Source organism: Paraburkholderia sp. CNPSo 3274 (assembly GCF_024206475.1).
Classification (GTDB): Bacteria; Pseudomonadota; Gammaproteobacteria; order Burkholderiales; family Burkholderiaceae; genus Paraburkholderia.
The window spans coordinates 1-13649 of the sequence record NZ_JAMBPR010000089.1; the positions used below are offsets into that span (position 1 = coordinate 1).

At 56.7% G+C, this 13649-nt stretch carries 10 protein-coding genes and 1 pseudogene; 5 read left to right on the forward strand and 6 right to left on the reverse strand.

The features are described 5' to 3' along the window. Positions 1 to 179 (forward strand): annotated as a pseudogene (locus tag M3I54_RS37660) (IS256 family transposase); the annotation flags it as partial. A gap of 356 nt (positions 180 to 535) precedes the next feature. On the opposite strand, the gene M3I54_RS37665 reads toward M3I54_RS37660, so the two are convergent. The 5 genes from M3I54_RS37665 to M3I54_RS37685 all read right to left on the reverse strand — a co-directional run bounded on the left by M3I54_RS37665 (position 536) and on the right by M3I54_RS37685 (position 5247). After that, positions 536 to 1582: a hypothetical protein gene (locus M3I54_RS37665; protein WP_254344920.1), complete on the reverse strand. Its 1047-nt coding sequence runs from the start codon at positions 1580 to 1582 to the stop codon at positions 536 to 538. A 454-nt stretch (positions 1583 to 2036) separates the two neighbouring features. Next, positions 2037 to 2930: a hypothetical protein gene (locus M3I54_RS37670; protein WP_254316971.1), complete on the reverse strand. Its 894-nt coding sequence runs from the start codon at positions 2928 to 2930 to the stop codon at positions 2037 to 2039. 396 nt (positions 2931 to 3326) lie between these two features. Further along, the gene (locus tag M3I54_RS37675; protein ID WP_254316970.1) at positions 3327 to 4286 is read right to left on the reverse strand and encodes a DUF2971 domain-containing protein; all 960 of its coding nucleotides are present in this window, start codon (positions 4284 to 4286) and stop codon (positions 3327 to 3329) included. A gap of 240 nt (positions 4287 to 4526) precedes the next feature. Continuing rightward, positions 4527 to 4673: a hypothetical protein gene (locus M3I54_RS37680; protein WP_254344922.1), complete on the reverse strand. Its 147-nt coding sequence runs from the start codon at positions 4671 to 4673 to the stop codon at positions 4527 to 4529. Between the two features lie 25 nt (positions 4674 to 4698). Next, positions 4699 to 5247 (reverse strand): hypothetical protein, encoded by a 549-nt coding sequence (locus tag M3I54_RS37685; protein ID WP_254344924.1) that lies wholly within the window; start codon positions 5245 to 5247, stop codon positions 4699 to 4701. A gap of 2846 nt (positions 5248 to 8093) precedes the next feature. Here M3I54_RS37685 and M3I54_RS37690 point away from each other — a divergent pair. The 3 genes from M3I54_RS37690 (at position 8094) to M3I54_RS37700 (ending at position 11837) form a co-directional block, all read left to right on the forward strand. Beyond that, the gene (locus M3I54_RS37690; protein WP_238467015.1) at positions 8094 to 8747 is read left to right on the forward strand and encodes a ParA family protein; all 654 of its coding nucleotides are present in this window, start codon (positions 8094 to 8096) and stop codon (positions 8745 to 8747) included. Positions 8748 to 8749: 2 nt separating this feature from the next. Continuing rightward, positions 8750 to 9778: a ParB/RepB/Spo0J family partition protein gene (locus M3I54_RS37695; protein ID WP_254316967.1), complete on the forward strand. Its 1029-nt coding sequence runs from the start codon at positions 8750 to 8752 to the stop codon at positions 9776 to 9778. Between the two features lie 1216 nt (positions 9779 to 10994). Continuing rightward, positions 10995 to 11837 (forward strand): replication initiation protein, encoded by an 843-nt coding sequence (locus tag M3I54_RS37700; protein ID WP_254316966.1) that lies wholly within the window; start codon positions 10995 to 10997, stop codon positions 11835 to 11837. 4 nt (positions 11838 to 11841) lie between these two features. Here M3I54_RS37700 and M3I54_RS37705 read toward each other — a convergent pair whose 3' ends face one another. Continuing rightward, positions 11842 to 12486: a hypothetical protein gene (locus tag M3I54_RS37705; RefSeq protein WP_254344926.1), complete on the reverse strand. Its 645-nt coding sequence runs from the start codon at positions 12484 to 12486 to the stop codon at positions 11842 to 11844. 455 nt (positions 12487 to 12941) lie between these two features. Between M3I54_RS37705 and M3I54_RS37710 the strand changes: the two genes are divergently transcribed. Then, complete coding sequence (locus tag M3I54_RS37710; protein ID WP_254316964.1) at positions 12942 to 13649, forward strand: type IV secretion system protein; 708 nt, start codon at positions 12942 to 12944, stop codon at positions 13647 to 13649.

Sequence of the window (13649 nt, forward strand, 5' to 3'; positions counted from 1 at the left end):
TACGCAAGATCGTCAAGACGCGTGGGCACTTCCCGACGGACGAGGCCGCGACCAAACTGCTCTGGCTGGCCTTGCGCAATATCACGGCTGACTGGAGCCGTGCCGCGCATGACTGGAAAGCCGCGATGAACCAGTTCGCGATCCTCTACGAGGATCGCTTCACCAGAAATCATTTGTAGAATGCAATTGATGAGCCTGCCAGACGGCAGGCTTTTATCTGCCTTGCACACAAAAATTCAGACACTCCCACAATCATGGGCGTCTGCACTCGACGTTGAACTACGTCAGTCCGATGCAGTTTGAACAAAGCTGGCATGCCGCCCAGCAAAAGCAAGCGGCATAATGAACGCTCAGTTAGCGGATACGAAACTCGCGGGCAACGTCACGCCATACATGTGCCGCTCGGCGATCATGCAGAACGTCATCCAGTCTGATAACCCGTATTGCCAAGCTTGAGCTTCGCGCCGTATTACGGCTCCTGCACCCCGCCATACCGCCGTCTCAAACTGAGCTTATCGATCTCGCGCAGTTCGCGCTATTGTGGCACCGCCATATCCACGGACCCGTAGCCGATCTCGCCGTTCTCCATCCGCTTCACCTGAATGGTGATTTTGGCAAGGTGCTTTGCGGGTGTAGCGATCCATCGCATCACGATGATCTTCTCGTCGCCGCCAGGAACGTCTGCTCCGGTCTCGTGCTGGAACAACAAATCCTGCACCACGCCTGCCGCGAGGTCCGGCACGCTCAAAAGATCATCCAGATAGCTTTTTTCATCGAATGACTTCCCTACCCCTATCTGGTCGATCTTGTGCGTCAGATACAGCACGCGATCGAGTATCTGCTGAGTGTGCTTGAAGTTGCGTTTCTTGCCGTCGTCGTTGATTTGGTCGTTGTCGCTGTACCAAAACAGCCGCTGATTTTCGTGAGTAAGCAACTCAGTGAAGGCAGCGATGATGTTCGTCACGCGCAACACCCGCTCGGCCGCAGGACAGGCCCAAGTCCCGAGACCGTCCTTCGCAAGCTGCTCCAGCATAGCGGGATGTGCCTGTTTTTTGTCGCTTCCGAACACCGTCTTGATGCTCGTGTCGATCGCAATCGTAACGACGGCTCCATGAATGAAACGGTCGACGATCTGGAGGTATTCCGCGAGCGCGCGCGCCTTGGCGCCGGACTTGAGCTTCTTATAAGCAAATTCACTATAGGGCGTCAGCAAACCGTACTTTTTGCGTAGCTCCTTTACCTTCTCTTCGAATGGTCCCACCTTGTCGTACGCCATGAAGAGGAACGAGTAGGTAACGAACCTGGCTTCGTCATGTTCGCCACCGATGTCTGACATGACAGCGATATTCCTATCGTCGGAGAAGTCCGGCAATTCACGAACCTTTTCCTGCACGGTCAGGTTCAGGAGATGCGAAAAGTACGGGTATTCCTCCGTGATCTTGGATAGCTTGAAGGGACCGGGCTTGTTGATCTTCTTCGGGATCGGGCTGATCGTGAAAACGAAGGTTGACGGCCCATCAACGCCTGAGCCAGCCGTTTCCGTTACTGCTCCGATTGCCGTCTTTTTGAGAGCGGGGTTCATCGGAAGTGGAAGATGTCAGGTAGAACTCGCGATCGGCCGGCTTTTGGTCCGTTGCCGATCAGGTGAAAGCCAGACCCGCGACCGTGCCAAGAATGCGACCAAACCAAAGTGTACATATTTCGGAGCCTTATTTCCTACGGGATGCGTCTTCTATTGAACACGCGAGTCTGCTCCAAGTGGAGTTACCATCATTGCCATCCTGCCGACGTCCCAGCCATCGCACGGGTATGCGGGCGCGGGCCTGTGAAGGCCCATTGCAGTGTGAGGATAACTGAGGAGCGTTCCCATTGTTTGTCGTGCCCTGCGCCATCGAATTCTGCCTGATGATGCATGTGGTCAAGGTTTGCCAGCGCAAGAAGGTAGCCAATCGGGAAATGCCCAGCGGCTTGAGTAGACCACATTAACAGCGCCCCCGCAGTCCGGCGCCGCAATCGGGAGCAGCCAAGCTCACGGCTCACGCAACGCGCTCGGGCTTCGATGAAACCTGCTGCTCAAGGCGTCCCATAGACTTGTAGATTGAGGTCCAACTGTTCAACGCGACGTCAGAAGCCAACAGGCGACGCTGATCATTAGAAAGGTCCTTGAGCTTCGCATTTTTGAGCGTCTCATCGACCACATCAGTCAGCGCCATCATGCGCTTCTTCTCGCGGTTGCGGAGGAAAATGCCCTGTGCAATCAGCGCCATCAACGCGACAGCGATCGTTGCGATCATGGCCAACCGCGCACCGTACCGCTGGAAAAACGTGCGCTCTGCGAGTTGCATTTCGAACAGGTGCGAGGAATCCCATGCTCGCCATCCAAAATTCGGCGCGCTCGCAGAAACCGCAAGGTTCGGGGCGACCTTTCCGACGAAGTAGAGCTGGAACGAGTGACTTCCGTTGCCGTTGGTTGACCGGAGCACCTGTGGCACCTTGAAAGAAAAGGCCACGGTGCGGCCATGAACAACAGGCTTGATGCTCTCAGCGACCGAGAAGTCCTCGATACCGCCATCCATAGCGCGCGCACCGAGGAACTCCGGGAGCGAGCCATCGGCGTTGTTGGCCGCAATGGTGATCTGGGTCTCGGCGGCGTCCCGATCCGTGTAGTTGTAGAGCACAATTTCAGTGTCGGCTACCTGGTCGATTTTCGCGTTCGTCTGCGTGTTCTGAAGGATGAACCGTGCGTTCGGGACGGGGGATAGCGTGCCCCATGAAAGCTGGGGAACCTTCTGGATATCAATCTGGCGTGGGCGGTTTTGTGCCTCGTCCGCGCCGATAGTGGCATACAGCTGCCCAAGATAGGCTGAGACAGCAAGAAACAACGAACCGGCAAGCCATTTGGCAAAAGATGCGATTTTGGTTTGAGCCATATAGTCAGATCAGTTTGTCCGTTTACTTCGCGAAACGCCTCGAAGGGCAAATCACGGTTGGATACCCACGTTTTGGTGATCGGACAAAATGGCTCTAAATAAAGGGGGGATCGCGAATATTTTTTACGCCCGCGTAGCGACTTGCGTTTGCCTAGCGAGAACCGCCCAACGTACTCGTGGCGCCTCTGCCTCGCGCCGACCCAAGTAACCTTCCCTGTTCGGCAGGGCCGCTTTGCGAGCAGAACCGCGGTCTAGAAGGTAAAAAGGGTGGGCCAGTTTGGCGTCCGGTACCCGAGGCGGCCGCGCGTTTTTGGCGGCCTACGCCTAGCCGACCGACACCCCCTGCGGCGTTGGCGACCGTCAGTTCGTAACTTCCATGGGGCAACACCCTCACCGTTAGGCCGCGCCGGAAGCATCAGCGCTGCAATGTTCGGCGGCAGCCGACGGACGTGTGATCCGACGTGATCGTCTGCGCGATGCTGGCCTGCCACGCCACCTTTGTGGCGCCGGCTTTCCGTGCGGGAAAATGCCGATCGCGTACCTTTCGCTGGCGAGATGCGCATCGAAGAGCGCTGGAGACGTCCCTCCGGCTCTGATACGCCGCTCGACAAGCGCTTTCACCGTTTCCTTGTTCTCGGCCGAACATCTTGCACCAAAAATGATCCCCGTCAGCGCACGCCGCTCAAACGGCAGGAGGGTTTTTGCACCGTGCGTGCGCAGGATCCGGCTTTCCTGCTCGTAGGACCACTCGGTACTCTTTGTCAGAAGAGACCTCAGCGCGTCGGTCCTGTCAGGATTGGTCCACTCCATCGATGGATAGGTGTCACCGTATTCGACCGGCAACGCGTACGTGAAGACATCGGGGTCGGCGGGAACATAGAAGACGAGGCAAACACCACGATGGTTGTGCGCGTAGTGCGCCCACATCAGCAAACTACGGGGCGTTTCCGCCATTGAGTAGATCCCGTAGGCGTTTGCATTCAGGTCATACGCTCTCTGCGCCCGTATCTTCGCACGGCCGTGCGTCAGCATATCGCCATGCAGCGCTTCCCGTTGTTTCATGTTGAGGCCGGCAGGCTGCCCTGCCCGCCTACCCTTCGCGCTCGACTTGAGCTGCTCGAGCCTGGCTCTGCGCGCCTGCAAGTCTGCGCTGACGCGGACAACGCATTGGGCATCGAAGGGATCGTTGAACTGCTCGCGCGACGACAGATAAAACGTGGAGCTGAGCAAAAGCGGCTCGAGATGCTGCGCCGAAACGTGACGGTACTTGTAGAGCAGCCGCGGATACCTGCTTTGCTGGTTCAACACACGCCGAACATCCCAGCACGGATCCGGAAACAGTTCACTTTTCTTCATGTTGATAACAGGTAGACGGCAAGCTAAAGGAGGACCCTAGCGCCTCGCCATTCGTTGCTGGTGATCGCTGCAACGATAACCGCGCGGCTGACTTCTCCGGCGCGTTTTAAGAAACAGCCCGGCACAGCAGCTGTTAAATTGCCATAAGGCCAAGTGCCACGGGGTCGGCCGAAGAACCGCCGCCGCGCGCCGCCAACAAAAACGCCACCCGAAGGTGGCGTTGTCGGTGCCCGGGCGGAATCAGTCCTGCCGGGATTCGGCGGTGCGCCGTGCGCGCACGCGCAGCGTCGCGCGATAGATCGGCCGGGCAGGCTGCTTCGGCAGCGTGCCATTCGCCATCGCGGCCTCGGTGTGTTCTAGGACCACGGCAAAGCCGCGCTTCTGCATCGCGACCACTTTCGGGCGCAACCTGCTAGATGCGTTCAAAGCCATAGAATCCTCCTTCGTCAGTGGCGGGCCGCGTCACACACCGGAACGACGCCCCGAATTCGCCCCGGCCAAACCGGCGCGACATCCTATTATAGAGCGAGTCGAGCTTGCCGTTCTGCGGCGCATAGAAATACTGGCGCACGGCCGGAAACGCTAGGGCATGCCCTTCGACGGCCACAGCGAGCACCTCCATGAACTGCCAGATCATGCCGGGGTCCGGCAGCGGCCACGCGCCCGGGTCGAACATGGTGTCCCGGTCGGCGCCGGCACGCAGGAACTTGACGATGCGCGAACCCGTCGCCGGAATGAAACCATTGTTCCATGCAGTGGCTGTGTCGCGAACGAAATCGGGGTCGTTTCCCGCGTACGCCATGACGTCGGCGAAGAAAACGAGAAACCGCGTACCGGCAAAGTCGATGCCGACCGCTTCCACGGTTAGGTCAATGGGCAGGGGCTCGGTCACGACGATGGCGTCGTCGGGCGGGTCCGGAAACAGGCGGGCGATCAGCGGCGGGGTCACATAGTCGATCATTCGTCGGTCGGGCTTTTTCGCTCCATTGTATCCACACACGGGCTCTCAGGCCCCGCCGCGCGATTCGCGCCGCCAGGCCCGTTGCCGGGTAGACAGCTCTAATTTTACAGGTTTGCCAACATCGTCAAGTCTGATAGCGGGATTATCAGACATGCGGTTTCATTCGCCGGGCCGGGGTCAATTGCGCCAATTCGGACGGGCCGTCTTCGAGGTGAATTAACCCGACGGAGTTGCCGTAACTTGAGGCTGGAATTCGCGGTTCGGAACTGGGCAGACTGGCCGGCGCCACGCTCCTCGTACGATTAAGTCCGCCAAACACCGGGCTTGAGACGCTTGCGACTTGCTACAAATTACGTATCGTTCGATACATGCATGCCTCAAAGACGAGGCCTCCGATGATTGGCCGGTCTTCCCAGTGAAATTTGCTGACCCTCGATCTCGGATTCCGTGAAACAAAACCTTGCGGAACGTCCGAAAGTCCCATCACATATGGTTCTCAGGTCGGATAGCCTGCTCATTCGAATGTTTCACGATTTTGCACCGAGCGCTCCGATTCCATTAAAGCCGCCCGGGGCTTTGCGCCCGGGTTAGGTTAGGTAGGAGCGCGCCCGACGGTCCGCGAGACTGCTCATCGTGTCTCGCTCGCGCTTTCAACTGCCGCGAAATGAGTGTCTGGCGGCGACGACATTGCCACTTTTTGCCTTGCCTGCCGTCGCGCGTCCGAGCGGACACTGCTCCGCGCCGCAGGCGTTTTCTTTGCATTCGAGTCGGTGACGGTTAGTTGTGAAACTCCGCGCGTTGCAGAGATCATGTCGGCTGGACGACAGATCCCCAGGGACTGCGCTCGACGTGGTCGCCACGCTGCGCGCATTTCGCGTTGCTCATAGACTGATGCGGCCCTTATCCCCAGCGTGACTTTATCGACACGGCGGTTGCGTTGATATTGCTGGCGATTGAGCGCGGCGATGCCCCACTCCATGGACCGGGTTCGGAGAAACCAATAGGGATTTGCCGTGAGACCTTTGCGCCAGTCGCCAGCAGCCGACTCAGCGCCGAGATTCTTCCCTGGCCGCTATCCGTACGGGGTCCCGAGAGCGGAAAGCGTAGTCGAGCGCGGCAATTGTCACATCATCGGATGCGTACGAGAGACCCGTGAAACCGAAAACACCCTACTCCCCCGTTCGTTTTTGCGCTGAGAATCGCGACCACACTCGGCGCAGTCCCTTATCAAAACAGACCTGCTTACCGCGCTCCCGCCGGTGATTTATCGTCACGCGAGAAGGGGTGACCACCTAAAGCGTCACTCGATCGTTCCCTCGCCCGCTGCTGGCACTCTTTCAGCGTGGCAGCAGCGAATAACCAAGGGGGCTTCGACGTCGTAGAGAAGATTCTCGATCAACATCCGGCGCGGATCGAGTCGAGCAACGTCTAGCGGAGAAGCCTCCGGGGGAGAACGTCGGAGATAAACTCCGGCTCTATCCCGGAGAACGGATCGTGCGCAGAGCCAAACTGCGACCTTATCCAGGAGTCAGTGACGCCTACTGCCCCGGGCCCCGTGGGATACGTCCGCCTCAACAAGGGGGACTCGCCCGTCTTGTGGGTGGAGAAGGCGAGGCTGCCCGTACGTTTCGTCATCGGGAAACGTGGTGCTTTTCCCGCGCGCACACTGTCCCGACCCGTTTACCAATCATTGCCTAGATACTGCGTACCTGACTTGCCGGTTTCTACGTAGAAACTCGTTTGTGCCGGCCTCGCGCTAAGACGATCGCAGATGGAACGGGGCGCTCACAGTCGCCGGTTTCTACGTAGAAACTGGCCGGCCCCCAGTTAGCATCAAGCTCTCAGTCGGTACGTCAAAGGCTCAGTTTCTACGTTGAAACTGCGATCTCCTTCGCCGCAGGGTGTAACGCAACTACGGGACGATGCGCCCCGAGAATTAAATTTAAATGCCACTGATGACCGTTGCCGTACAGAGGGCTAGCGTCAGCCAACCTTCACGGACTCCCGGCTTTTAATAGAAATCTGCGTGGACGCCGGGTCGGAGCGGAAAGGCCATTCGCTTCTACGTCTGGTTGCCATCTCGGTAATGGGAAGTTTCTACGTAGAAACTCGTTTGTGCCGGCCTCGTGCTAAACCGATTGGAACGGGGCGCTCACAGTCGCCAGTTTCTACGTAGAAACTGGCCGGCGCCCGGCCAGCATCGAACGCTCGGTCGATACGTCGAAGCCTCAGTTTCTACGTGGAAACTGTGCTTTCCTCCCCTGCGGTGGTGCAACGGAACTAATGGGACGATGCGCTCGGTAATCGACTTTTTAAATGTCACCGTTGATCGTTGCCGTACAGAGGAGCTAGCTTCAGCCACCCGTCCAGGACTCGCCGGCTTTTACGGAAAGCTACGTGAACGCCGGGTCGGAGCGAAAAGGCCGTTCGTTTCTATGTCCGGTTGCCATCTCGGTAATTGGAAGTTTCTACGTAGAAACTCTTTCGTTGCGGGCTGTACCACGTCACGCTATTCGCTAAAGCGCGGGGTGTGCCTGTCGCTCCCGAAGATCTACACATTTTGCGGCGTGTGGCTCCGGGGAGAACTCCAACTCAAATCTAATCTCCAAATGACTTCCGTAGCGCTGATCCAAAACCTCCGTTGTTGAACATCTTCTCTCCCGGACCTTCGACACGAGATAACGAAGGCTTCAGGCTCGATTCCCACAAAATTTCATTGAAATCGGCAAATTTCCTTGAAATATTTTGCCGCGCTGCCTAACATTCTGCGAACCTTATATCTGCCGGTTTCTACGTAGAAACCGCAAGTGATGAGTGTCCTGAGCGGAACAACGAATGGAGCCCGCATGGCAGCAAAAATAATTACTGTCTTTAATCAGAAAGGTGGGTCCGGGAAGACGACAACCTCCTGCAACCTCGCCGGCGTTCTCGGCTTAAGGGGACATAAGACGCTGCTCGTAGACTTGGACGAACAAGGCACGGCAACTCTTTCAGTTGGCGCAGCGTCTGATGATCGGCCGTTCCCGGCTGCATTAACGAGCCTGTCTAGAAGTCCACGGCCGGATCGTGAAATCGCAAAATTCGTTGATGACTATGACTTCATAATCATCGACTGCCCGCCGGCGATTCGGTCCAGTGCCCCGTCCGTTGCGCTGCTGATCTCCGATCTTGGTTTAATCCCGGTTGGCGCCTCGGGCGGTAACCTCTGGGCGGTTCAAGAAGCGAAAAAGCTTGGGGTTACCGCTCAGGTGACAAATCCCGACCTAAAGCTTCGCTCGCTCGCCAACATGGATCAAAAGGTGACGATTGTTCAGCAAATATTTGAAGCCGCTGAGCAAGATGAAGATATTCCGATGCTAAAGACGCGTCTGGGCTTCCGGACTGCGTACAAGGAGGCGGAGGTCTCCGGGAGCACCGTTTTGCAGATCCGCGGTGCCAAAGCAGCGCACAAGGAGATCAACGCATTCGTCGACGAAGTACTGAAGGTCCTAGGGGAGTAACGATGGCGAAGAAGAACTTCTCAGCGGCACTGAACGCCGGCGTGCAACGCGATAAGGAACTGCGGGACACGAGCATCGCTTCTCGCTTTGAGCGCGTTGAAGCCGCCCTCGACGGTCGCGAGACGCTTCTGGAAACCGCCCCGGACGAGTCCCCGATCCGGGCGGTGGCTCCCAATACCTACGTAGAGACGCTGGAGCGCGACGGCAAGATTACAGCGATCTACGCTATGTGGCCTATCGACAAGATTGACGATAATCCGCTGAACAGCCGGACCATCTATCAAGAGGAAAAGATTTCGGCCCGTGCCGCTTCAATGGCAAAGGACGGGCAGCTTGTGCCCGCGCTTGCAGCGAGACACCCTAGCGACAATACGCGAACGATACTGATCGACGGACACTATCGAAAGCAAGGGGCACTGCGGAATCGCGGCACCACGTTAGACCTCAAGATCCTGGATGGCCTCGCGCCGATCGATTTCTACAGACTCGCGCGGGCCGCGAACAACGAGCGCGAACAAGAGACGGTCCTTGACGTGGCACTCGGATACAAAAAACTGCTCGACGAGGGCTATGCGAAAACGAACGACGAACTCGCACTCTTGGTTGAGGAGGGAAAGTCCAAGGTCAGTAAGACCCTGGCTGTGCTGGAGCTGCCGACGTCGGTGCAAGAGTTCATCGCTCTGTATCCAGAGCAATTCGGTCTCAACATTTCGTACGAACTCTCGCAATTTTTGAAGGCAACTGACGAACCGAAGACGCGCGAGCTTGCTCAGAAAATCGTCGATGAAGGCTTGTCATTCCTGAAGGTGAAGGCGATACGCGAGGGGCTTTCGCAGGGCCGCGCTCCACGAAAGACGTTCACAAGGCAATACAAAATCTCGAGCTCTGAAGGCGCTTCGATTGGAGCAATCAAGGAGTGGGGTAACGGCAATATTCAGGTTAGTTTGGCCTTGGAAAATCCAGAACGCGCCGCGGTCTATATCGAAGCACTCAAAAAGCTTCTCGACGAAGACGGCCACAAGGCACATTGAACTTCGTTGACGATGTACCCGTGGTGGGCGCCGCTATCCCGCGCGCGCTCCCGCATCCGCCTTCGGGAAAGCTGATGGCCCCCCGCCCGCGGACGGCGGGACTCGAAAGGTGACGTTTTCCGGGCCACGGATGCGATGTATCGCATTGGCAGAGTCGACATCACAGCGTTAGCCCGGGAAACGTCACCTTTCTGTTCAGCTATTCATCCCGTTCCTGTTGAAAGACCGCCCGACACAGAGGGGTTTCGCGCCGCGGGTCGGAAAGCGTCACCTTTCGCGTTTTTGACCTCAAGGACGAGTGCAAGCGCTCACTTCAAGGCACACGTCGGTGATTCTGGGTCGGAAAGCGTCACCTTTCAACCTGCCCATCGGCAAAAGCGGGTCGCCAAACGTCACTTTTTGCTGGGGCGGGGTCGTGCGGGTCGGAATACGTCACCGAGAACTGGACTAAGTTTGGGGGCGCGGGTCGGGAAACGTCACTTTTCGGATTTTGCGCAACTGCACTGGCTCGTCACTTTGCTCGTGACTCAGGTTTCCGGGTCGGGAAACGTCATCTTTTAGCCGCGAAAGCAGCCCGGAATGAGTCACCTTTCGGAGACGGTATCGTCAAAAGCAGGTCGGAATAGGTCACCTTTCCGTCTAGGGCCTCGATTGGGTCGGACAATGTCACCTATGTTCGGAAGGCTGACGGAAAAGTTGTTTGGAATCTGCGAGTTAGTGCCGCCAACACTCAGCGATTGCGCCCAGGTCTTGCCAGCTAACAGAGTGCTTGTGGAGCACTCGTCTCATGGGTGACATTTTCCGACCTGGATTGGCGCTCCTAAGATCGTTTGTCGCGGCGCATCAAAAGTGACGTATTCCGACCTTTGATAGGCTCCGAAGCCCGTTCGAAACCTCTTACGCTCCGCGCTTTGGGCCTTTTGTTGTTTCGCAGCGACTTTATCTAGGCTTCTTTTGTAAGACAGTTAGTAAACTCGTTTGTAAAACCTTTTGTAAACGGTCGGCGAATCTTCGCAACTATTTGTTTATTCGAGATTTTTGGCGTCTACTTTTACTTTTGAGGTGACGCATTCCGACCTCGACGTGACGCAATCCGACCCCAAGTTGACTTATTCCGGTCTGGAGTGGACGCATTCCGACCGTTATCCACAATGGTGACTTGATTAGTGCCGATGTCACCTTATAATTGTGACGTCCATGGTGAGGAGTCACTTTTGTGCCGCGAAAGAAAAAACAACCCGAAGAGCAACCGCAGGTAGAGATTGTAGAAGTTGAACCGATCACAATCGAGAGTTCGGACGAGCCCGCAACGGACGGCGACGGTCGGATCAGGGGCACTGTCGCCATGAGTCGGGCGCTGGTGAATGCTCAGCAAGGACTCTCGCTAAACGAGAAGCGCGTGATGATGGCGGCGCTCCGTTGCGTCGACAGCAAAAAATCTCCTTTCTTGCACGGGCGCTCGAACGGCTATGTCTCGGTTCGTGTGAGAGCGGACGAATTCGCTGCGTTGGCAGCGCTGGCTCCTAGAACTGGCGAGAAGCAGGCAACGGCAGCGTACGAGGGTTTGCGGGATGGTTGCGCGAGCCTCCAAAAGAGAACGCTGACCTACATGGATGGTCCACGGAAGGTATCTCTCAATTGGGTCTGGAAAGCCGTGTACCACGAAGGCGAGGGCTGGGCAGAGATTTCATTCTCGCCGGACCTGACGCCACACATCTTCTTGCTGCAGCGACGGTTTGTGTCGTATCAGATCGAGTTTGCGCGAGGCCTTCAATCACTCTATTCGTGGCGCCTCCTCGAGTTGTTAATGCGCGAGCGAGATCGAGGTCGTTTGCTGATCACCTTGGAGGATTTTCGCAACGTGCTTGAGATACCGGACACATATCGATTCGCGGACATCAAGCGCAGAGTGATTGAGATGGCTGTGAATGAACTGAACTCGAAGGCCGATCTCGTGATCAGTTGGAAGCCCGTAAAGCTCGGGCGCGCCGTAAATTCTCTGGACTTTCAGTTCATCCAGCATCCACAGAGTCGTCTTGACCTAGGCGACGCGGCTTGACGTTTCACCGGGTCCTGGTTTTTGGGCCCGGCGATTTCGTTCTCAGCCGGCGTTGAGCTTTCTCGGCATTGGCGGCGATGTCCGCGTCGAGCGCCGCTTTAAACATTACGAACGCCGTTGAAATAAACGTCTCCACTCGTGGAAGATGCGGTAGCAGCTCATCGAGATCAGGAATATCTACGCGTAGTGACTTTTTGTCGCGCGCCAAGTGAACTTGAATCTTGTTCGGCGCGCGCTGCGGGATTCTATCGAACACGGCGAACTCCAAGATGTCATCCACCGCGGCGTAACCTACACGTACAGCCTCGCGCGCTCTTCGGATGAAAACGGCCTCGCCAATCTTGTCGATCGCGTCCAACAAGAGTGGACCAATGCGAAAGCTGATGTGCTCCGCGCCACCGATAGCGTCGACGACTCCTGATGGAATGCGCGCTAACGCGATCGCTTTCGATACGTTCGGTCTGGAAACGCCAAATGATTCCGCTAGATCACGGTGTGAAGACCATAGGCGCCTCTTAAGCATAGCTTGATAAAACAGGCCAAGTTCGTAATGCGAGGCGGAGTTAGCGCGCATGCGCGCATGGACAGCTATGGCCGTCACTCTGTTGGGAATAGGTTTCGGGCTGGTTTTCGGTTCCATGATCGTCAACGTTGTCGGATCTCCAAAGCTTAATTGCCCTGAGTTAGTGTCAAGTGTGGGAGCCCGGAAGTCGTGTTTTTGGGTTGATTGCTTGTATTGGTTGCAATAATTGAATTTTAGAATCTAAAAATGTCATATATTGACATGAAATTTGCAATAATCCCGTTTAGGCGCCTAAACGGAAAAGCCTCGCTTCTCGTCGTAACTTAATGTTTTTAAAGGATTTTGGCTGAGAGCGAAAGTGTGAACCGTTTGAACCGAAGGCTACTACCTCTGCGCAATCGGATTCCGGTCAAAAGCTACCGAAAAACTGCACCATTCCGGGTTTAAGCGTTTAGGCGCCTAAACGAAACGGCTTCCAAAATGCTGCTGCCGCAATCGTATGCAAAATAGCTTGTCTTTTGCTCCGGGGACCGACGCCCTGGACTGATTCAATTGACGCGAGCCCACAGTCTGCGCGCGTCATGCCCCTCTTTCGTAGTCGTTCCCGTAAAGAAATTGCCCTTTCCACCGCACCGGGAGGGTATTCCGAAGAAGATCCGGAAGGGATCATCTTCGATCGTGGCACGCGCCTGCGCGTCAGTCTCAACCACTCGAAGATCCTGAACTTCGTTCTGGCCTTCGTCGCGGCCGGCGCCGTGTGGACGCGCCAGCCGCCTCCGTCCGTCGTGAAGTCTTACGGCATTTCCGCCGACGCCGGCGGCCGCCCGCTCGTCCGGCAACTCGCAGCCTACAAGCCAGACGATCAGGCGCTGCGTTCGTCCGTCACCGAGTCGGTGCAGCGCTGGTTCACGATTGAGCCGGTGCTGTCTCCGACCATCGAAACCTCGCGCCTTGCCCGCAATATCAATTCGGTGAAGTCGCAGATGGTCGACAACGGCAAGAACCAGTTCGCGGCCTGGCTCAAGGACGATGCGCCGTTCCAGGAGATCACGCGTAATCCGAAGCTCGTTCGCGAGGTCAAGGTCAGCAGCGTCTCGGTGCTGGACGATTCGACCGTCGTGGTCGAGTTCACGACCTCTACGACCCAGTTTCCCGCCGACAAACCGGTCGACAAACGCTACGCACTCACGCTGCGCTACCAGATCCTCCCGGCCAGTTCGGACGATGCGGTCGGCACAAACCCCTTCGGGATCTACTTCCCGTTCTTCACGCTCCAGAAAACCGCATGA